Source organism: Streptomyces sp. NPDC048257, assembly GCF_043201855.1.
Lineage (GTDB): Bacteria > Actinomycetota > Actinomycetes > Streptomycetales > Streptomycetaceae > Streptomyces.
Genome location: NZ_JBICZI010000001.1, coordinates 547,750 through 566,582 on the forward strand (window position 1 = coordinate 547,750; position 18,833 = coordinate 566,582).

16 protein-coding genes and 1 pseudogene are annotated in these 18,833 nt (G+C 74.5%); 14 read left to right on the plus strand and 3 right to left on the minus strand.

The window, feature by feature from the left end; genetic code table 11:
* A partial coding sequence (locus tag ACGFZK_RS02650) for a DUF4386 domain-containing protein (RefSeq protein WP_393846991.1) occupies nt 1-772 on the minus strand: 772 nt, incomplete at its 3' end.
* A gap of 141 nt (nt 773-913) precedes the next feature.
* On the opposite strand from ACGFZK_RS02650, the gene ACGFZK_RS02655 reads away from it, so the two are divergent.
* The 4 genes from ACGFZK_RS02655 to ACGFZK_RS02670 all read left to right on the plus strand — a co-directional run bounded on the left by ACGFZK_RS02655 (nt 914) and on the right by ACGFZK_RS02670 (nt 5,907).
* Complete coding sequence (locus tag ACGFZK_RS02655; protein ID WP_393846992.1) at nt 914-1,612, plus strand: TetR/AcrR family transcriptional regulator C-terminal domain-containing protein; 699 nt, start codon at nt 914-916, stop codon at nt 1,610-1,612.
* Between the two features lie 300 nt (nt 1,613-1,912).
* Complete coding sequence (locus ACGFZK_RS02660) at nt 1,913-3,385, plus strand: hypothetical protein (RefSeq protein WP_393846993.1); 1,473 nt, start codon at nt 1,913-1,915, stop codon at nt 3,383-3,385.
* Between the two features lie 19 nt (nt 3,386-3,404).
* Complete coding sequence (locus ACGFZK_RS02665) at nt 3,405-4,859, plus strand: hypothetical protein (RefSeq protein ID WP_393846994.1); 1,455 nt, start codon at nt 3,405-3,407, stop codon at nt 4,857-4,859.
* Nucleotides 4,860-4,869: 10 nt separating this feature from the next.
* Complete coding sequence (locus ACGFZK_RS02670) at nt 4,870-5,907, plus strand: beta-ketoacyl-ACP synthase 3 (protein ID WP_393846995.1); 1,038 nt, start codon at nt 4,870-4,872, stop codon at nt 5,905-5,907.
* Nucleotides 5,908-5,946: 39 nt separating this feature from the next.
* On the opposite strand, the gene ACGFZK_RS02675 is transcribed toward ACGFZK_RS02670, so the two are convergent.
* The gene (locus ACGFZK_RS02675; RefSeq protein ID WP_393846996.1) at nt 5,947-6,726 is read right to left on the minus strand and encodes a lysophospholipid acyltransferase family protein; all 780 of its coding nucleotides are present in this window, start codon (nt 6,724-6,726) and stop codon (nt 5,947-5,949) included.
* A gap of 207 nt (nt 6,727-6,933) precedes the next feature.
* On the opposite strand from ACGFZK_RS02675, the gene ACGFZK_RS02680 reads away from it, so the two are divergent.
* From ACGFZK_RS02680 to ACGFZK_RS02715, 8 genes are all read left to right on the plus strand, one after another.
* Nucleotides 6,934-7,185 (plus strand): acyl carrier protein, encoded by a 252-nt coding sequence (locus tag ACGFZK_RS02680; RefSeq protein WP_393846997.1) that lies wholly within the window; start codon nt 6,934-6,936, stop codon nt 7,183-7,185.
* Nucleotides 7,182-8,387 (plus strand): beta-ketoacyl-[acyl-carrier-protein] synthase family protein, encoded by a 1,206-nt coding sequence (locus tag ACGFZK_RS02685; RefSeq protein ID WP_393846998.1) that lies wholly within the window; start codon nt 7,182-7,184, stop codon nt 8,385-8,387. The genes ACGFZK_RS02680 and ACGFZK_RS02685 overlap by 4 nt, the downstream gene beginning before the upstream one ends.
* Nucleotides 8,388-8,577: 190 nt before the next feature.
* On the plus strand, nt 8,578-8,790 hold the full coding sequence (locus ACGFZK_RS02690; protein ID WP_393846999.1) for a hypothetical protein: 213 nt from the start codon (nt 8,578-8,580) through the stop codon (nt 8,788-8,790).
* 149 nt (nt 8,791-8,939) lie between these two features.
* A complete protein-coding gene (locus ACGFZK_RS02695; protein WP_393847000.1) occupies nt 8,940-10,205 on the plus strand; it encodes a TerD family protein in 1,266 nt (421 codons plus the stop codon).
* A 162-nt stretch (nt 10,206-10,367) separates the two neighbouring features.
* Complete coding sequence (gene lanKC / locus ACGFZK_RS02700; protein WP_393847001.1) at nt 10,368-13,016, plus strand: class III lanthionine synthetase LanKC; 2,649 nt, start codon at nt 10,368-10,370, stop codon at nt 13,014-13,016.
* Nucleotides 13,013-13,156 carry a SapB/AmfS family lanthipeptide gene (locus tag ACGFZK_RS02705; RefSeq protein WP_375931643.1) on the plus strand — a complete coding sequence of 48 codons (144 nt, stop codon included), beginning with the start codon at nt 13,013-13,015 and terminating at the stop codon, nt 13,154-13,156. The genes lanKC and ACGFZK_RS02705 overlap by 4 nt, the downstream gene beginning before the upstream one ends.
* Nucleotides 13,157-13,229: 73 nt before the next feature.
* Entirely contained in the window at nt 13,230-15,086 is a 1,857-nt protein-coding gene (locus ACGFZK_RS02710) for an ATP-binding cassette domain-containing protein (RefSeq protein WP_393847002.1), read from the plus strand.
* Nucleotides 15,083-16,852: an ATP-binding cassette domain-containing protein gene (locus tag ACGFZK_RS02715; protein ID WP_393847003.1), complete on the plus strand. Its 1,770-nt coding sequence runs from the start codon at nt 15,083-15,085 to the stop codon at nt 16,850-16,852. Before ACGFZK_RS02710 ends, ACGFZK_RS02715 begins: the two co-directional genes overlap by 4 nt.
* 93 nt (nt 16,853-16,945) lie before the next feature.
* Here ACGFZK_RS02715 and ACGFZK_RS02720 read toward each other — a convergent pair whose 3' ends face one another.
* Nucleotides 16,946-17,554, minus strand: a complete 609-nt coding sequence (locus tag ACGFZK_RS02720) for a response regulator transcription factor (protein ID WP_393847004.1) — start codon at nt 17,552-17,554, stop codon at nt 16,946-16,948.
* Between the two features lie 481 nt (nt 17,555-18,035).
* Here ACGFZK_RS02720 and ACGFZK_RS02725 point away from each other — a divergent pair.
* Nucleotides 18,036-18,293, plus strand: a pseudogene (locus tag ACGFZK_RS02725) (diaminopimelate decarboxylase); the annotation flags it as partial.
* 129 nt (nt 18,294-18,422) lie between these two features.
* The gene (locus ACGFZK_RS02730; RefSeq protein WP_393847005.1) at nt 18,423-18,830 is read left to right on the plus strand and encodes a YciI family protein; all 408 of its coding nucleotides are present in this window, start codon (nt 18,423-18,425) and stop codon (nt 18,828-18,830) included.
* The last annotated feature ends 3 nt before the right edge of the window (nt 18,831-18,833 follow it).

Below are 18,833 nucleotides of genomic sequence, written 5' to 3' on the forward strand. Positions count from 1 at the left end.
GGGGCCCCGGGGCGGTGGCTTTCGGCGGGCGCGCCCCCGGTGGTCCGTACACCGTGTGGTGTGGGGGGGGGCCCCCACCCCGGCGGGGGCTCGCCCGGGGGCCCCCCCCCCCCAAGCCCCTGCCGAGCAGCCGGACGGCCAGCGTCACCTCCCAGGCGAAGACGGGAAGGGCCGCCAGCGCTCCCGCCACCGAGACCTGCTCGTAGACCCCGAACAGCACGGCGGTCGCCGAGGCGCAGATCAGCGCCCCGCCGGCCAGCCCCAGCACGGCGATGAACCGCGGCACGAGCCGCGAGGTGTACATGAGGCCGGCCAGCACCAGGGTGTTGGCCCCGAGGACGAAGTTCGGCCCGAACAGGAACGTCCAGTCGTGGAACGCCACCAGGGCCCTGGCGACCGTCGCCGGCGTAGCGTCGTCGGCGACCGTCGCGCCCTCGGCCTGCTGCCTGAGCGTCACGACGGACAGCACGCTGATGATGCCGACGACGATGACCGCGGCCTCCAGCAGGCGCCCGCAGACGTAGCCGACGGCCGCCCCCTCGTTCCGCCTCCGCAGGACCGGGTACAACGCGGCCCCCGTGCCCGTGACCGCCAGCGCGAGCACGAACTCGCACAACGCGCCCAGGAACACCCGGCTGTCGTCGCCGGGACCGACGACGTAGCCGAGGTCGTGCAGAACGGGGCGGTAGAGCGCGAGCCCGCCGATCGCGGCGACCTCGGTCACGAGGAACAGCACACCCGCGACGATCGCGGTTCTCCTGGTTGAGCTCATGCGGAACAGACCCCCTCTGGAGGTGTACGGCGTACACCTGACGGATGGCGCCCACCCTAGGTGTACGTCGTACACTCGTCAAGGCAGGACGCCCGACCGGAACGCACCGACCGCAGCCAACGCACCGAGGGAGAAGCCCACATGCCCGAGCAGCCGCAGGAGTCACGCCGGACCCCCCTGAGCCGGGACCGTGTGCTGCGCGCCGCCGTCGCCTTCGCCGACGGCGCCGGGATCGAGGCGCTGAGCATGCGCCGCCTCGCCCAGGAGCTGGGCGTCGTTCCGATGGCGCTCTACAAGCACGTGGCCAACAAGGAGGAGCTCCTCGACGGCATGGTCGAAGTCGTCGTCGCGGAGATCGAGGGCCAAGCCCCCGGATCCGACTGGAAGAGCGCAATCCGCGGGCGGATCCTCGGCGCGCGCGGCGCGCTCCTGGCGCACACCTGGGCGGCCCAGGTCATCCGGTCGCGCACCAGCCCTACGCCCGCCGTGCTCACGTACCTGGACTCCGTGATCGGCATGTTCCGGGCCGGCGGCTTCTCGCTCGACCTCACCCACCACGTGATGCACGCGCTCGGCAGCCGGGCCCTGGGCTTCACCGAGGAGCTGTTCGACGACCCGGCGAGCACCGCACCGCAGGACGACCGGACGCAGGCGGCCGCGTACGAGGCGATGGCGCGGCGCTACCCCCACGTCACCGAACTGGCCCGCGCGGTGGCCCACGACCGGCGGTCCGTCGTCGGCCAGGGCTGCGACGACCAGTTCGAGTTCGAGTTCGCTCTGGACCTCCTTCTGGACGGATTCGAACGGCTCCACGTACGGGGCTGGACGTCCACGCCGTAGGGCGACCACCACGCCTCGGTCAACACCGAAGTCCTGTGATCACCCTTGTGGGCGAGTCGAATCCCGTCGGGTGCGCCGGCCGCGCACGGACCGGCGGCCGCCCCCTGGATCCGGGCCCGCGAGGGCCTCCGGCAGGCGGTCGGCGCTGCTCCCCGAGGTGTTCACCGCCCGCGGACGACCTCCGGAGCGGGCGGAAACGATCACATGGGGTGCCACCATTCCACCGCACACAGCGGGTACGGGCGGCGCGGCCGCAAGGCCGGTGCGCAGGGATGAGAGGTACGGCAAGTGGCGCCTCGGGTGGTCGAGAAAACGGATGAGCGTCTCCCCCTGCGGGAGGGCGCGGATGCCGCCGGCGGAGAGCCGGCCCCCACGGCCGTCCCGGTCCCGGCGGCCCGCGTCCCCGCGGCAGCCGCCCCGGCACCGGAGCGGACCGACGCCGAGCTCCTCATCGCCGCGTCCGTCCTGCTCGCGGACGCGGCCCTGACGGCCAAGCAGTCGGGCGCCGAACTCACCGGAGCCCTGTTCAGCCGGCGGCTCGCGCTGGAGGCCCTGCGCCGCCCCGGCTGGGCGCTCGGCACGGCGGTGGCCTGCGCCCAGGCACTCACCAGCCCGTCCGGGCTCGGGTTCGGCGCCAACGGCGGCCTGATCGGTGAACTCGCCCGGATGGCCGGGAGCATCGCCTACCGGCGCCCCGCCAAGGTGGCGATGGCCGTGGACGCCTTCGCCCTGCGGATCAGGGCGGCCGCCGTCGAGCACCCGAACCTGGACTCGCCGCCGGCCCGGCGCGTCACCGACGCGATGGTGGCCGGGAACCGGCTGGAGGCGCTACGGGCGATGCGCGCGCTGATCGAGCTGCTCGGCGTGACCCGCGCCCTCACCACGATCAGCCCCGTGGTCATGGAGCTGCTGGCCCTGCTCGGACTGCTCGACGAGAACCCGGTCAACGACGACTTCTCCTGGGTGACGCTCGCCGGAGGCGTGCCGACCACCGACCCCTTCCTCGGCCTGCCGAGTTCCGTGCTGGGGTTCCTCAACCCCGGGCCGGGCCGCGCCGAACGCACCGAGCCGGACCCGATCCTGGCCAAGGTCCTCGCCACCTCCCGCAACGACATCGTCAGCTACGTCAACGACATCGGCGCCCTCGGCAACCACGGCCTGGTGCTGCTGCGCCGCGTCGCGTGCGCCGACGGCGCCGTCCGGCACGTCCTGCTGCTGCCGGGAACGAGCTTCGGCCTGCTGAGCAACAGCACCCCGCAGGACCTGGTCGGCGCCTTCGACGGGATGCTGCGCACGGACACCACGTACACGCGCGCCGCGAAGAAGCTGCTGCTGCGCGCCGGGGTCCCGGCCGGCTCGGAGCTCATGATCGTCGGGCACAGCCTGGGCGGGCTCACCGCGATGAACCTCGCGACCGACGTCGAGGTGTCGTCCACCTACCGGGTCACCCACGTGATCACGCTGGGCTCCCCCATCGACGGCAAGCGGCCCGCCGACCACACCACGCAGGTGATCAGCCTCGTCAACAAGCACGACGTGATCCCGATGCTGGACGGGCGCGGACCCGCCTCGCCCAACGACATCCCCGGGAGCTGGGTCGAACTGGCCTGGCTGGACGAGTCGTACGACTACCCGCTGTCGCACGCCCCGCAGGCGTACTCCGACACCCTGCGCGGGGAGCTGACGCACTACCGGGAGCAGGTCAACAAGCTGATCAGCGCCTACGACGGTGAAGTCGTCGGCAACCAGCCGTACATGCTCCGCGACAAGTGACCACGAGGGAGACCGACCGATGACCACTGCCGACAGCCCGGCCACGGCGGCGCGACGTCCCGCGACGGCCTGGCCCTTGGAGAACGCCGTGCTCAGCGCGGCCATGGTCGCCCAGCGCCTGCCGTGGACGGACGCCCCGGCCCGCGCGCTCGGACTGGACGCGCTGACCCGGGACGGGCTGACGCGGCGGTTGTTCGCGCACCTGCGCCGCACCCGCTCCGGGCGCCCGGTCAGCCTGCGCACCCCGTACGGCTCCTTCCTGGTGCCCCTGACCACCGGCGACACCGAAAGGCTGCTCACCCGGGCCGGGGAGGCGGGGGTCCTGGGCCCCGCGTACGGGCTCACGGCGGGCGGGGAGCGGTACGGCCTGTCGCCCCATGCACCGCTGGGCCCGGAGGCTCCGGAGCCTCTGGAGGCCCTGGACGACGCCCTGCTGGCCGATGACGTGGACGCGGCGATCGCGGCGCGCCGCGGTGACGGCACGCTGGACTGGCACGCCTGGTACCGCGGCATGCTGCGGCTGAGCCGGCGCGTGGTGGCGGGCGCCGGGGCCGTCGAGGACACCCTGCTGAGCGAGGTGGTCGCGGTGGCGACGGCGGCCGCGGGCGACCGGTCGTACGCGGCCGGGTCCGCGGCCCTGCGCCGCCGGCTGGAGTTGCACCTGACCGACCCGGATCCCGCTTCCCTGACCGGGCGGCTGACGGCTCGTGGCGCCGATCCGGACGCCGCGGCCCCGGCCCTCGCGCACACCCTCGCGCTGGTATCCGAGGCCGCGGCCGGGACCGCGCTCCAGGCGCTGGCGCTGCTCGCCGCGGGCGCGGCCGTGTCCCCGCGGGACGCCGTCGGCGAGGCCCTGCGGCGCTATCCGCCGGTGGCCGCCGCCGTGTACCGGGTGCGGGCGCCGTTCGTGTGGGAGGACCTGGCGATCGGGACGGGGACCGAGATCCTGCGGGCGCCCGGCTGGGTGCGCGCAGGGGACGGCGCGGACGGCCCGGACCCGGATCCGGCCCCCGTCGCGCTGTGCGGGGCCCCGGCCGGGTGCGCGGCGGCGCGGTTCGCGGCGCTGGTCGCCGAAGCGGTCGTACGGCTCGTCACGGCGCGGGTCCGTCCGGTGCTGATCGCCCCGGGGTTCACCGCGGACCGGCTGCCGGACGCGCTGGATCCGCGGACGCTGCTCGTGGCGCTCCAGGACGCGCAGGACCTGCCGGGCGACGGGCGGGTGACCGTGGGCACGGCGACGGCCGTGCCGGTCTCGGCGCACGGGTACGCGCCGGCCTCGTACGGGGCCTTGGCGCACGCCAGCGCCGACCGGCTGGAGCGGCACGCGGAGAGCCTCGCGGCCTGTGCCGGCAACAGCGGCTGGAACAAGGACGAGGCGGGCGAGCGGTTCCGCATGGTCCTGCTCGGGCACGCCGAACGGTGCGCGAGGGCCGCCGACGGCGTCCGCCGGGCCGCCGAGCGGCTGGCGGACTGAGGTGGTTGTAGTGGAAGGCCCCCTGCGTACATCGGTCCTGGCCGGCCTCGGCGCGTACGTGCCGCCGCGCGCCGTGACCAACGCCGAGCTGTGCGGGCGGCGACCGCTGGGCGACGAGTGGATCCGCGAGCGCATCGGGGTGGCCAGCCGGCGCGTCGCCGACGGCGAGGCCACCGTCGACCTGGCGGTACGGGCGGGCCGGCACGCCCTGACGGCCGCCGGGGCGTCCCGGGCCGACGCGGTCGTCCTGGCGACGATCTCCCCGGACCGGCTGCTTCCGGCCGGGGCCCCGGAGGTCGCGGCGCGGCTGGGGCTGGGCACCGTACCGGCGTTCGACCTGGCCGCGGGCTGCAGCGGGTTCCTGTACGCCCTGGGGGTGGCCTCCTCGATGATCGCCGGCGGGACCTTCGACAGCGTGCTGGTGGTCGCCTCGGACGTGTTCAGCGCCTTCCTCGATCCGCAGGACTGGCTGATGTCGGCCATCTTCGGCGACGGGGCGGGCGCGGTGCTCCTACGGGCCGGCGCTGCGGGCGCCCGTGGCGCACCCGGCGCGTTCGGGCCGTTCGACCTGGGCAGCGACGGCGCGCAGGCCGACCTCCTGGAGGTCCCCGGCGGCGGCGCGCGGGCCCGGAAGCGGATGCTTGCGGAGCCGGACGGGGAGGAGCCGTCGCCGTACTTCCGGATGGACGGGCCGGCCGTGCGCAAGCAGGCGGTCGTCGGGATGTGCGATTCGCTGACGCGGGCCCTCGACCGGGCGGGGTGGTCGCTGGGCGAGCTGGACGTGGTGGTCGCCCACCAGGCGAACCAGCGCATCCTGGACGGCATCACCGACGAGTTGGGACTGGCGCCCGGGCAGGTGCTGTCGCACATCGCGGCGTACGGGAACGCGGCGGCCGCCTCGGTCCCCGTCCTGCTGGCCCAGGCGGCCGCCGCCGGGACCCTGGTGCCCGGGCAGCGGGTGGCGCTCACCGCGTACGGGGCCGGGCTGGCCTGGGGCTCGACCACCCTGGTCTGGCCCGAGGTGCGGGCGGTGACCGAGGGCGGCTGAACCGCCTGCCCGGTTCCGGGTCCGGTCACCGCCGTCGCGCTACCAGAACGGGCTGTCCCGCTCGCGCCGTTCCCGGTCCACCAGGGCCTGCACCGCGGCCTGGGTGCCGGCGCACAACCGCCGGGCCGCGGCGGAGCGTTCGGCATAGGACTCGGGACGGGACGGCGCGGGGATCGGCTCTCCGACGGTGACGCGCCACTTCGAGGGCAGTGGGAAGAGCGGGGTGATCGGGAAGTAGGGGAGGCCGAAGAGGCGGGCCAGAGCCGGGATCTCCCCCATCCGGGGGCAGGCCTCCTCGGCGCCGATGACGGACACGGGCACGACCGGGGCGCCGGCCCGGACGGCGGTGATGGCGAATCCGGGGCTGAAGGGACGCAGCCGGTATCGCTTGTGAAAGGGTTTCTCGAGCCCGGAGATTCCCTCCGGAAACACTCCGACGAGTTCCCCGGCGTTCAGGTGTTCCAGTCCCAGCAGCGGGTCGAGCGGAATGGCGCCGTTCTTCCGGGCGTACGAACCGATCACCGGGACCCGGAATACCAGGGGGGCCGCAGGGACGCGCAGGGGGCGGTGGAGACTGCGGGCGAATACCCTCTGGAGGACGAAGGCGTCGAGGCCCCAGGCGCCCGAGTGATTGGCGACGACGACCGCCGGACCGTCGGCCGGAATGTTCTCCAGGCCCAGGACGTCCAGCCGGAACCAGTCGTCGACCAGCCAGTCGAGGAGCTGGCCCCAGGCGGTCTCGCCGGCGTCCCCGAGCAGTCGCTTCGCGTGCCTGAGCTCGGCGCCGGCCGCACCCAGCACCTCGATCACATCAGTCATGCTTTCCGACACAAATGATCCCCACTCTCATATTTCGAATCATCAGGAAGCCCTTTGGGGACGGGTTTTGAGTAAATACCCTGCCGTGATAGTTATTTGAGCACGAGAACGCCCACGTCAGGGAATCGCCACCGCGACTCCCCCTTGGCCGCCGGTCGTTGCGACACCATGCTGCAATGGCCTCGATACCGCAAATGAGAGCCCTCTGTGACCACTTCCGCGCCGGAATCCGTCCTCGACGTGATCAGTGAACTGCTCGTCGAGAGGTTCGAAGTCCCCTCCGACGAGGTACGGGCGAACGCGCCGATGCGCGCCCTGCTGACCGATTCCCTCATGGTCGTCGAGATGGCCATCGCCGTTCACGAGGTGCTGGGCGTCAAGGTCGAGGAGGAGGAGCTGCGCGAGGCGACCCTCGCCGAGTTCGCCGGGTCCGTCGAGGCGCGGCGGACGGACCGTTGACCCGGCGCCCCGAGGCCGTCGTGACCGGGCTCGGCCTGGTCACGGCGGCCGGGTGCGACCGGGACAGCACCTGGTCGGCCGTCCGGGCCGGCCGCTCCACCGCCGCCCCCGACCCCGCACTGGACGGTCTGCCCGTCTCGCTGAGCTGCCGCGTCCCGGAGCTGGACCACCCGGTCCTGCGCCGGCGCGGCGCGGCCCGGCTGGATCCGGTCTCCCGCTTCGGTCTGGCCGCCGTCGCGCAGGCGCTCGACCAGGCCGGACTCGATCCGCGGGAGTGGGACGGCAGCCGGGTGGCCGTGGTCACCGGCGCCGGCTTCGGCGGGGCGCGGACACAGGAGACCGCGCTGGCCCGACTGGCCGAGCACGGGCCGGAGTTCGTCTCGCCGTACTTCCTCCCCGGCTACCTCGGCAACATGGTGTGCGCCAACATCGCCCTGTGGTTCGGGGTGACCGGCCCGGCCCTGTCCACGTCCACGGCCTGCGCCTCGGGCACCACGGCCCTCGGCCTCGCCCGGGACCTGCTCGCGACCGGACAGTGCGACATCGCGCTCGTCTGCGGTGCGGAGGCGGGCGTGACCCGGCTGAACGTGATCGGATTCGCCCAGCTGGGCGCCCTGTCGGGCACGGGATCGCGGCCCTTCGACGCGGCGCGGGACGGATTCGTCATCGCCGAGGGCGCGGGCGCGATGGTTCTGGAACGCCCCGGCCACGCCGCGGCCCGCACGGCCCGGCCCCTCGCCCGCCTCATCGGCTACGCGGCCTCCACCGACGCCCACCACCTGGTGGCTCCGCACCCGCAGGGACGCGGCGCCGAACAGGCCGTCCGCGCCGCGCTCGCGGACGCGGACGTCGCCCCCGGGGACGTCGACCACGTCAACGCGCACGGCACGGGGACCCGGCAGAACGACGACATCGAGGCGGCCGTCCTGCGGCGCGTCCTCCCGCACCGGCCGCCCGTGACCTCGGCCAAGGGCAGCCTCGGCCACACGCTCGCGGCGGCGGGGGTCATCGAGGCGGCGCTGACCGTCCTGGCCCTGGCCGAGAGCACCGTGCCGCCGACCGCCGGACTGCGCGAGACCGACACCGGTATGGACATCGACATCGTCGGCGGGACGGCCCGGAGCCACCCGTCGTCCGTCGCCCTCAGCAACTCCTTCGGATTCGGCGGCCACAACGCCGTGGCGGTCCTCGCCCGCGCCTGAGCAACGGGCCGGAACGGGGGTGGAGGGCGGGGCCCGGGCCCGAGGCCGCGGGCCGTCACTTCCTCGGCCTCGGGCATTCGGGTGCCGGTCCGTCGTGTCGGGCCGCCGGGGTCGGCCGGGTTCGCCATCCTGAGCCGGGCACGGCATCGCGATCGCCGCTGCCGCTCCCCACGGCGACAAGGAGTACGGCATGCCGACGGATCCGGTCGGGCGTTTCCTGGCGGCTCTGGAACCCCACCAGCGGGAGGCCGTCACCGGCAGGCCGCGCGAGGACCAGGAACGACTCGCGTCCGCGTGGGAGCAGGAGCTGGCGTCCGACGACGAGCTCGACACCCTCGACGAGCTGTCCCCGCCCGCGGCGGAGGCCGAGGCGGCACGTCGCGTCATGGACCGCGAGTCCTGACCCGAGGGCTGTCACGGGTCGCTCCTCACTGGACGACCGGGATCCCGCAACCTCCCCCGGAACGGCAGCAATCGGCATCTTCGGGGAGGAGATCACGCCGAAGCCTCGTACGCTGCGGGAGTGGGAGTCGTTTCGGAAGGGGGACCCACATGTCCTTGCGGAAGGGCGCCAACGTACCGGTGCCGAGTACCAGGGTTCGGGTGGAGCTTGGCTGGCGCGGCGGTCCCGGAGCGCCTGATGTGGACGTGTCGGCCCTGCTCCTGACGGCAGCCGGCAAGGTGCGGTCGGACGACGACTTCGTCTTCTACAACCAGCCGGTTCACGGCAGTGGCGCCGTGCGGCACGAGGGGCGGCGCCAGGACGGCGGCACGGGCGTGCTCGAGACCATCTCGGTGACGCTGTCCGCCGTGGAGCAGGAGATAGCGACCGTGGTGGTCGCGGCGTCCACCGACGGCACGTTCGGGCAGGTGCCGGGCCTGTTCGTGCGCGTGCTGGACGCGGAGAGCGGAGCCGAGACGGCGAGGTTCGACGCCACCGACGCCACATCGGAGACCGCGCTCGTGCTCGGGGAGCTGTACCGGCGGGGCGGCGCGTGGAAGTTCCGGGCGGTGGGACAGGGATACGACTCCGGTCTGGCCGGGCTCGCCACCGATTTCGGGATCACCGTCGACGACCCCGCCCCGCCTCCGCCCCCACCTCCATCCCCGGTGCCGGTGCCGGTGCAGGCCGCGACCCCGCCCGCGCCTCCCGCGCCCGCGCCCGCACCCACCCAGCCGGTACGGCTGTCGAAGATCACGTTGACGAAGGCGGCGCCCGTGGTGTCGCTGACCAAGCAGGGAGCCACCTCCGGCGGCCTGCGCGTCAACCTCACCTGGAGCGCCGCGACGCCGCCGCGCGGCTGGATGAGGAAGGGCCGCGACGCCGTCCGGCTGGAGGACGTCGACCTGGACCTCTCCTGCCTGTGGGAGCTGCAGAACGGAACGATGGGGATCGTCCACCCCATCAACAACCAGTTCGGCTCGTTCGCCCATCCGCCGTACGTCCAGCTGGACCACGACGACCGGACCGGTGGGAGCGAGGCCGGCGAGAACCTCGTGATCAATCTTGATCACGCGGCCGAGATCAAGCGCCTCCTGGTGTTCGTGGTCATCTACACCGGGGCCACCAGCTTCGCCGGGCTGCAGGGTGTCGCCACGCTGTACCCGCCCGCCGGACCGCCGATCGAGGTGCGCCTGGACGAGTGCACCGTTCCCTCGCCGGTGGCCGCGATCGCACTGATCGAGAACGTGGGCGGGGAGCTGATCGTCCGGCGCGAGGCGAAGTACCTCCTGCTGCCGCCCGGCATCCTCAAGCAACAGGCGGCGGACCTCGAGTACGGCTGGGGCCTGAGCTGGCAGCCTGCGAGCAAGGACTGACCGCTCGCCCCGCGACGGGCCCCGCCGCTCGCCCCTGCCGGCCTGCCTGTTCCGGCGCCCGGTGACTCATGCGTACTGCACACCCCATCGGTGACAGCCGTGACTGTCGCGGCCCTCGATCCCCGTGACAGCGTGGGGACGTCACCGACCGAGGGAGCAGGTGTGAACAAGGGTTACGCCGCCTTCTGCGACGCCGACCGCTGGTTCTACGACGCGCCGTACCGGCGCGCCGAGCAGAACTACCCGGCCGCGCTCGCCCCCGTACCGGCGGGGTGGCAGACACACCGCAGCGGGGACTGGCTGGCGCTGCGGCCCGTCGACGCCCACCTTCCCTCCCAGGGCTGGAAGATCCACGTCTCGGCGTGCCTGGACAACGCCGAGTCCGTCCTCGAACGGGTCCACCGCTACTGCGTGGAGCGCCGGATCGCGTTCAAGTTCGTGCCGAGCCGGTACCTGCTGCACCTGCGCAACGCGAAGTACGCCGACCGCGCGGCCAGCGGCAAGTTCCTCACCGTGTACCCGGCGGACGAGGAGCAGTGCAGGCGCATCGCCGAGCAGCTCGACGCGTTACTGGCCGGCGAGCCCGGCCCGTACATCCTCAGTGACCTGCGCTGGAACGACGGTCCCGTACACCTGCGTTACGGCAGTTTCACCCTGCGGCACTGCTACGACGAGCGCGGCGAGCTCGTTCCGGCGATCGAGGCCCCGGACGGCGAGCTCGTTCCGGATCCGCGGGGTCCGGTGTTCCAGCCGCCCGAGTGGGTCGAGCTGCCCGCGTTCCTGGCGCCCCATCTGGCCCGACGGGCCGCCGTCACGCTCGAGGGGCTCCCGTACACGGTCGAACGAGCCCTGCACTTCTCCAACGGGGGCGGTGTCTACGCCGGCCGTGACGTCCGCAGCGGCGAGGCGGTCGTCCTCAAGGAGGCGCGTCCCTTCGCGGGGCTCGCGGCCGACGGGGCGGACGCCGTGACCCGGCTGCACCGCGAGCGCAGGGCCCTGGAGCAGCTGGCCGGGCTGGACTGCGTACCCGCGGTCCACGGCACCTTCACCGTCGGGGACCACCACTTCCTGGTGATGCAGCACCTGGAGGGCAAGCCCCTCAACACCTACTTCGCCCGGCGGCACCCGCTGATCGAGGCGGACCCGGATCCCGCGGAACTCGCGCAGTACACCCGGTGGGCGCTGGAGGTCCACCGGCGGGTGACGGAAGCCGTGGAGGCGGTGCACGCCCGCGGCATCGTCTTCAACGACCTGCACCTGTTCAACATCATGGTCGCGGAGGACGAGGCGACCGGTGGGATGTCGGTCGCCCTCCTCGACTTCGAGGCGGCCGCCCACGTAGACGAGGGGCTGCGCCAGACCGTCGCCAACCCGGCGTTCGTCGCCCCGGCCGACCGGCGCGGTTTCGCCGTCGACCGGTACGCCCTGGCCTGTCTGCGCCTGACCCTGTTCCTGCCGCTGACCAGCCTGCTGGTGCTGGACCGGGCCAAGGCGGCACACCTGGCCGACATCGCCGCCGAGCAGTTTCCGGTACCCCGTGAGTTCCTCGACGAGGCGGTGCGCGAGATCCTCTCCGGGACCACGGTCGTCCCCGAGCGGCCCCGCCACCCCTACCTGCCGGTGGAGCCCGGCGACTGGGGGGCGGCCCGCGACTCGATGACGGCCGCGCTGCGGGCGAGTGCCACCTTCGACCGCGAGGACCGCCTCTTCCCCGGGGACACGGCCCAGTTCGCGACCGCCGGCGGCGGCATCGGCTTCGGCTACGGAGCGGCCGGCGTGCTGTACGCGCTCGCCGAGACCGGCGCCGACCCGTGGCCCGAGGCCGAGGAATGGCTGCTGGCCCGGACGAAGGAGCCGGCCTCCGGCATGCCGCTGGGCTTCTACGACGGTCTCGCCGGTCTCGCATGGACCCTGGAACGGCTCGGCCACCGCGACCGCGCGCTCGCCCTCGCCGAGCAACTGCTGGAGCAGCCCTGGCAGTCGGCCGGACCCGACCTGCACAGTGGCCTCGCCGGTATCGGGCTCGCCCTGGACTCCCTGGGCTCGGCCACCGGCGAGGGCGCCCTGCACGCCGCGGCCCTGCGCTGCGCCGACCTCCTCTGCGAGACCGGACCCGGGGGCGGGACCGCGAGCGCCACCGGACCGAAGCGGGCCGGTCTGCTCCACGGCCACAGCGGCCCCGCGCTGCTCCACCTACGGCTCCACGAACGCACCGGCGACCCGGAGTCGCTGCTCCGGGCCGGCCGGGCCCTGCACCGCGATCTCGACCGCTGCGTGACCAGTGCCTTCGGCACCCTGCAGGTCGACGAGGGGTGGCGCACGATGCCCTACCTCGGGGGCGGCAGCGTCGGGATCGGCATGGTGCTGGACGACTGGCTGGAGCACGCGCGGGACGACCGCTTCGAACGGGCCCGGCCGGAGATCGTCCGCGCCGCCCAGGCGACCTTCTACGCGCAGCCCGGCCTGTTCCGCGGCGCCGCCGGAATGATCCTCCACCTGGCGCGGACCACGACGCCGGGCCCGGGCTCCGCGCCCGGGGACATCGCCCGGCAGGTGGAAGCCCTGGCCCGGCACGCGGTCCCGTACCGAGGCTTCCTGGCCTTCCCCGGCGAGCAGATGATGCGCCTGTCCATGGACCTGTCCACGGGCACGGCCGGCGCGCTCCTCGCCCTCGGCAGCGCCGCGCCCGGTGGGCGCGCGCACCTGCCGTTCCTCCCTCCGCCGCGGTCGGCCGCGGCGGCCCCAGAGCCGGTCCCCCTCGTGGGGGCCGTGACCCATCGGAACACCACAGTGAAGAGGAATCGGATATGACGCTTCTCGACCTGCAGTCGATGGAAACCCCGAAGGAAGAGACCAGCGAGGCCGCGCACGGTGGCGGTGGCGGTGGCGGCAGCCGCGCCAGCCTGCTCCTCTGCGGCGACAGCAGCCTGAGCATCACGACCTGTAACTGATCAGGGATCAGGTCCTTCCGGGCCCGGGCGGTTCACCGCCCGGGCCCGCACCACACCCCTGGAGCCGCCGCCCATGACTGCGCCCGATCCCACCCGCGAGGCGGCGGCCGCGCGCGGCGCCGACCGGGCCCTGCGGGCGGCCGCGCGACACAGCGCCGGCCGTCTCACCGCCGTGTCCGCCTGCTCGGTGGCAGCCGCCGGCGCGGCCCTGGCCGAACCGGCGGTGCTCGGCCACACCCTCGACCTGCTGCTGCGGCAGGATCCCGCCGGCGCGCGGTGGACCGCGTGGTGCGCGGCGGTGATCGCCGCCGAGGTGCTCCTCGACGCGGCGACGGCCCGGCTCACCGGCGGCGTCGACGCGCGTTCCACCGCGTGGCTGCGGCGTCTGGGACTCGGCCGTCTGCTGCGCACCGCGCCGCACCACGCGGCCCGGCACTCCCCCGGTGAGCTCTCCGCGCGGCTGACCGCGCAGGCCACCGCCGCCGGCGCCGTACCGGCGGCCGTCGTGAGCGCGGCCGTGGCACTGCTTCCCCCGCTCGGCGGACTCGTGGCGCTGATCCTGGTCGACGTGTGGACCGCGCTGGCCTTCCTCGCCGGACTGCCGCTGCTCGCCCTGCTGTTGAGGGCGTTCGCCCGCGAATCGGGGGCCAGCGTGAGCCGCTACCAGGAGGTGCAGCTCGCCATGGCAGGCCGCCTCGTGGAGGCGCTCGCGGGCGCCCGTACCATCGCCGCCGCCGGCACCGCCGAGCGCGAACAGGCACGCGTGCTGGCCCGATTGCCGGAGCTCGGCACCGAGGGACGGCGGACGTGGCGGATCTACGGCGCGACCATGGCGCGTACCGGCGCCCTCATGCCCCTGTTGCTCTACGTCGTCCTCGGCGTCGGCGGGGTCCGCCTCGCTGACGGGGCCCTCGGCGTCGGAGGGCTCCTCGCCGCGGTTCGCTACGCGGGTCTCGCGGCCGGGGTCGGCGCCGTGACGGGGCGGCTGGCGGCCGTGGTGCGCGGCTGGGCCGCCGCCCGCCGCACGGCGGCCCTCTTCGACCTGCCCGAACTCCCGCAGGGTGCACGCCGGTTCCCCGAGGCCGGGCCGGGCACGCTGGAGCTGCGCGGCGTACGGGTCGTACGTGCGGGCGCCGTCGTACTGCGCGATGTGGACCTGCGGATCCCCGGCGGGACGACCGCCGCCGTCGTCGGCCGTTCGGGCTCCGGCAAGACGACGCTGGCCGCCGTGGCGGGGCGGCTCACCGCGTGCGACGAGGGCCGGGTCCTGCTCGACGGCGTGCCGCTGGAAGAAGTGTCGGCCGAGGAGCTGCGCCGTGAGGTCGGCCACGCCTTCGAACGTCCGGCCCTCTTCGGGGAGCGCGTCGCGGACGCCATCGCCTTCGGCGGCGGGCCGGCGGCGGACCCGGAGACGGTGCGTGCCGCCGCGCGGGCAGCCGGGGCCGACGCCTTCGTCCGCCGGCTGCCCGAGGGGTACGACACGGCGCTCACGGACGCGCCGATGTCCGGCGGGGAGCTGCAACGCCTGGGCCTGGCACGGGCGTTCTGCCGCGCGGGGCGGCTGCTCGTCCTGGACGACGCGACCTCGAGCCTGGACACCGTCACCGCTCGCGAGGTGGAGCGGGCCCTGGCACGCGACGTCCGGCCGGGCACCCGTCTCGTCGTCGCCCACCGCATCTCGTCGGCCGCCCGCGCCGACCTCGTCGTATGGCTCGACGCGGGACGGGTGCGGGCGACCGGTACGCACGCGGAGCTGTGGCGGGACCCCGGCTACCGGGCGGTGTTCGCCGACGGGGCGGAGCCGGGCGCGGGGCCGACGGCGACGACGACGACGGCGACGGCGACGACGGCCGCGGAGACCGCGCCGACACCGGCCGAAGGCCCGGGCCCGGGCCCGGGTATGACGCCCGGCCGGAAGGCGGTCCGATGAGCGGGCACGACGGGCACGGCGGACACGGCACCTGGCGCCGGGTGTCCCGCGAGGGCCGCCGCTTCCTGCGCGGCCGGCCCCGGTCGCTACGCCGGCTCGCGCTCTGGTCCCTGCTGGAGTCCGCGCACACCTTCCTCGGCGGCTACGCGGTGGCCCGCGCCCTCGACGACGGCTTTCTCGCCGGCCGTACCGGCACCGGCATCGGCTGGCTTGGCGTGGCCGGCGCGGGCGCCCTGCTCGGCGCCCTGGCCCTGCGCGGGGTCTTCGGCGGGCTCGCGGACCTGGTGGAACCGCTGCGGGACGGTCTGGTGCGGCGCTCCGTACGCCAGGCGATCGGGCGGGCCGTCGCCGATCCGGGGCGGGCCGGTGACACGGGTGCGGTCTCCCGGCTCACGCAGCAGACCGAGATGGCCCGGGACTCCTTCGCCGGACTGGTCCTGATCGCCCGGTCGTTCGTCTTCACCGCCCTGGGCGCACTGCTGGGACTGGCCGCGCTGGACCCCGTGCTGCTGGTCCTCGTCCTGCCCGCGCTGCTGCTGGGTGCGGCCGGCTTCCTGGCCACGCTGCACCCGATGGCGCTCGTGCAGCGTGCGGCGCTCGACGCCGACGAGGCGCTGGCCGCGCGCGCCGGCGCGCTGGCGGCGGGGCTGCGCGACGTCGTGGCGTGCGGGGGCGGAGCGAGCGCCGGAGCCCCGGCGGAGTTGCTGATCGCCGAGCAGGAGCGGCTGGCCGGGCGCCTCGCGCGGTGGACCGCCCTGCGCACGCTGGCCCTGGGCGTCGCGGGCCGGCTGCCGGTCGTCGTGCTGCTGGCCGGTACGCCGTGGCTGCTCGGGCGCGGGGTGAGCGCGGGGGCGGTGGCCGGGGCCCTCACCTACCTCGTGCAGTCGCTGCTCCCCGCCCTGGACGCGCTGATGACGGCCGTGGGCGCGGCGGGTACCCGGCTGCTGGTGGTGCTGGACCGGTTCTGCGATCCGGACCCGGCTCCACCGGGGACGGGCACCCGGGTACCCGTGCAGGCTGCCCCGCCCGCGGCCACCGCCGCGCCCGCGCCCGCCCTGGAGCTCCGCCGGGTCCGCTTCGCCTACGGTCCCCGCGCGCACCCGGTGATCGACGGCCTCGACCTGGTGGTCGGGCCGGGCGAACACCTGGCCGTGGTAGGACCGAGCGGCATCGGCAAGTCCACCCTCACCGCGCTGATCGCCGGCCTGCTCCCGCCCGGCGGGGGCACCGTACGGGTGGCCGGCGCCCCCGCCGAGGGCGTCCCGGCACACGGCCCCGACGTCCGCCGGACGCTGCTGCCCCAGCAGGCGTACGTCTTCACGGGCACCGTCCGCGAGAACCTCACCCACCTGTGCCCCGGCCCGGTGCCCCGGGACGAGGTGGAGCGGGCCGCGGCCGTCCTCGGCGCGGACGGACTCGTGGCCCGGCTCGGCGGGCTGGACGCGGCCGTCGACCCGGGCCGGCTCTCCCCCGGCGAGCGGCAGCACCTCGCCCTCACCGCCGCCTACCTCTCCCCCGCCCCCCTGTTGCTGCTGGACGAGGCCACCTGCCACCTCGACCCCCGGACCGAGGAACGCGCCGAGCGGGCGCTCGCCGAGCGCCCCGGGACCCTGGTCGTGGTCGCCCACCGCATCTCCTCCGCCGCCAGGGCCGACCGGGTCCTCGTACTCGACGGGACCCGGGCGGTGTGCGGCACGCATGCGGAGCTCCCGGCCAGGTCGCCCCTGTACCGGGATCTGGTGGGTCTGTGGAACGAGCGCGGATGACGCGGGGCGGGAGGGAGGCGGGCCGACGGCTCGGGCGCCTCGGACGACCCGGGCGGCTCAGGCGGCTCGGGCGGCCCTGACGGCCGTGACGGCTCAGACCCAGCCGGCCCGCCGGGATATCCGGATGGCGTCTATCCGATTGCGGGCACCGGTCTTCCGTGTCACGGCGGCCATGTAGTTGCGTACGGTTCCGCTGGCCAGGTGCAGGGCGCGGGCGATCTCCGCGATCGAGTCGCCCTCGGCGGCCCGGGCCAGAACGCTCAGCTCGCGCGGGCTGAGCGGCATGGGATCGGCCTCCATGAAAGCCGAGGCGAGCGTGGCGTCGATGACGCGCTCCCCCGCGGCGACCTTGGCGATGGCCCGGACCAGCCGGGCGGGAGAGCCGTCCTTGTCGACGTAGCCCAGCGCCTGGGTCCGGAAGGCGCGCCTCAGCGAGCCCGGCGTCTCGGCCCGGGCGAGTACGAGCAGGGGCGCGGGCGACTGCGGCAGCAGGCCGGCGGCGCCCGCGTCCGCGAGGAGGGCGGCCGATACCCCCGGACAGTCGAGGTCCACGACGGCCACGTCGGGTCGTAAGAACTCCGCCTGGCGCGCCGCGGCCCGCCAGCCGGAGGAGGTGACCTCGAAGTCGCCTTCGGATCTCAGCAGCGCGGCCAGGGCGGACCTCACGAGGCACACGCTGTGCAGCACCAGGACCTTGGTCATCGGGTTCCCCTCATGTGACGGACGATCAGCATCAAGCGGCTGCCCAGCTACCGCTGTGCGGGAACGTCACCGCGGGAGGCGCGCGGGGGCGCGTGGCCTAAGCCGGGCGCTCCGCCCGTGCCACCCCCGGGGGCCGGCGGCCGTCCCACCTCGGCGGGGATCCGGGAAGCGCCCGTGGAACCCTTCGGGACGCGAAAATCCGGATGGGCTGATTCCGCGCGCATTCGGGGGGTCTGGCGTTTCGGACACCCCCCGGCGGCCACACGCGTAGGGGTAACGGATCACGAGGAGAGGAGCACTCCCATGACGACGATGGCCCTGCTGATCGCACCCATGGTGCTGGCCCTGCTGCTGGTCCACCGCGGCGGCCCCCACCGCGCCCGCCACCGCGCGCGCCGGTTCTGAGCGGCAGCGGCCGGCGGTGGACCGGCGGCCGCTGCACTGATGCCCTCCTGACGCCGCAGCCGGCAACGCATACACGGAGCCGTGCGTCGCGACGGTGGTCGGCAGGCACTGCGAGGCGGGGGACATCCTGGCCGCCGACGTGGCGCTGCCCGGGGACGTCCACCCCGGCGATCTGCTTGCCGTCCCGGTGGCGGGCGCGTACCAGCTGTCGATGGCCTCCGGGTACAACCTGGTCGGCCGTCCGCCGGTCGTCGCGGTCGCCGGCGGCCGGTCCCGCCTGCTCGTGCGGCGCGAGACCCTGGCGGACTTCCGCAGCCGGGACGTCGGCAGCTAGGAGGCGTCTTGCGGCCCGGACACCCGGGTCAAAAAAGACTTCGGAGATGATGTCGAGAACCCGTGGCCGGCTCCGTCCCCGGGGTGAAGGCGGCCACAATGGGTCGCACCCGCACCGAGGAGTACCGCCATGGCCAAGTACCTGATGCTGAAGCACTACCGCGGCGCCCCGGCCTCCGTCAACGACGTGCCGATGGAGAAGTGGACGCCGGAGGAGATCTCGGCCCACGTGCAGTACATGAACGACTTCGCGGCCCGGCTGGAGCAGACCGGCGAGTTCGTGGAGAGCCAGGCTCTCGCCCCCGAGGGGACGTTCGTGCGGTACGACGGCGAGGGCCGCCCGCCGGTCACCGACGGCCCGTTCGCCGAGACCAAGGACCTGATCGCCGGCTGGATGGTGATCGACGTCGACAGCCACGAGCGTGCCGTCGAGCTGGCCGGGGAGCTGTCGGCCGCCCCGGGGGCGGGCGGGAAGCCGATCCACGAGTGGCTCGAGCTGCGCCCGTTCCTGGGCTGCCACCCCACCATCACGGAGTGACCT

Bases quoted from the DNA above. Each gene is read 5' to 3' on its own strand.
- ACGFZK_RS02655 (WP_393846992.1), top strand. From the start codon at position 914: ATGCCCGAGCAGCCGCAGGAGTCACGCCGGACCCCCCTGAGCCGGGAC.
- ACGFZK_RS02665 (WP_393846994.1), top strand. From the start codon at position 3,405: ATGACCACTGCCGACAGCCCGGCCACGGCGGCGCGACGTCCCGCGACG.
- ACGFZK_RS02675 (WP_393846996.1), bottom strand. From the start codon at position 6,726: ATGACTGATGTGATCGAGGTGCTGGGTGCGGCCGGCGCCGAGCTCAGG.
- ACGFZK_RS02690 (WP_393846999.1), top strand. From the start codon at position 8,578: ATGCCGACGGATCCGGTCGGGCGTTTCCTGGCGGCTCTGGAACCCCAC.
- ACGFZK_RS02695 (WP_393847000.1), top strand. From the start codon at position 8,940: ATGTCCTTGCGGAAGGGCGCCAACGTACCGGTGCCGAGTACCAGGGTT.
- ACGFZK_RS02705 (WP_375931643.1), top strand. From the start codon at position 13,013: ATGACGCTTCTCGACCTGCAGTCGATGGAAACCCCGAAGGAAGAGACC.
- ACGFZK_RS02710 (WP_393847002.1), top strand. From the start codon at position 13,230: ATGACTGCGCCCGATCCCACCCGCGAGGCGGCGGCCGCGCGCGGCGCC.
- ACGFZK_RS02715 (WP_393847003.1), top strand. From the start codon at position 15,083: ATGAGCGGGCACGACGGGCACGGCGGACACGGCACCTGGCGCCGGGTG.
- ACGFZK_RS02720 (WP_393847004.1), bottom strand. From the start codon at position 17,554: ATGACCAAGGTCCTGGTGCTGCACAGCGTGTGCCTCGTGAGGTCCGCC.
- ACGFZK_RS02730 (WP_393847005.1), top strand. From the start codon at position 18,423: ATGGCCAAGTACCTGATGCTGAAGCACTACCGCGGCGCCCCGGCCTCC.